Genomic DNA, 610 nt, shown 5'->3' with positions numbered 1-610 from the left:
AGTGTGTTTGGGTGATTTATACTCGCGATAGCCCTCTTTATTGGTTGTTGAGTACTTTAATAGCTCTCCCGAAGGACAAAGGTAACAATCAAAATGTTCATCGTATACATAGTCCTGTTTGCGGAAAAATCCTTCTTTGGTGCGAGGACGTGTATAAGGTAAAGTCGGTATGATTTCTTTGTTAAATAGGTAGCTTGTAATCGCTGGTGTTTTATAAGCTGCATCTGCGGCAACGGCTTCCGGTTTTCCAATTTTCTCAATCACTTGTCAACTAGTGGCTCTAAGATCTGACTGTCATGTATATTTCCAGGTGTTACAATTGTTCCTAATACAAAACCGTTGCGGTCTGCGGCCGCGGAATGAATAGGCAAACTGTTTTGTTCGTTCATTTTTCACATAGTAGCCACTCTCAGAATCCGTTGTACTTTCTTTAATCTCTTTGGTCTCTTCTTTATCAAATTTATCTGATGGAAAAGGCTTCTTTCCATGGTTTTCACGATCTTGATTGATTTCTTCTTGAAGACGCCCTTGATACGCTCGTGTTTCTTTACGAACGATTTTCTTTTCAAATTTCCGTTTATTCGCACTGGCTTTCACATGTGTGTGTGTG

Annotated in this window: 1 pseudogene; it reads right to left on the bottom strand. The window is 39.8% G+C overall.

Going from position 1 to position 610, the window contains the following annotated elements:
• Positions 1–610: pseudogene (locus AC1DVK_RS27115) on the bottom strand (transposase); the annotation flags it as partial.

The organism is Peribacillus sp. P4_B1, from assembly GCF_056402395.1.
The sequence above is the reverse complement of the archived record's forward strand: the minus strand, read 5'-3'. Positions and strand labels throughout refer to the sequence as shown.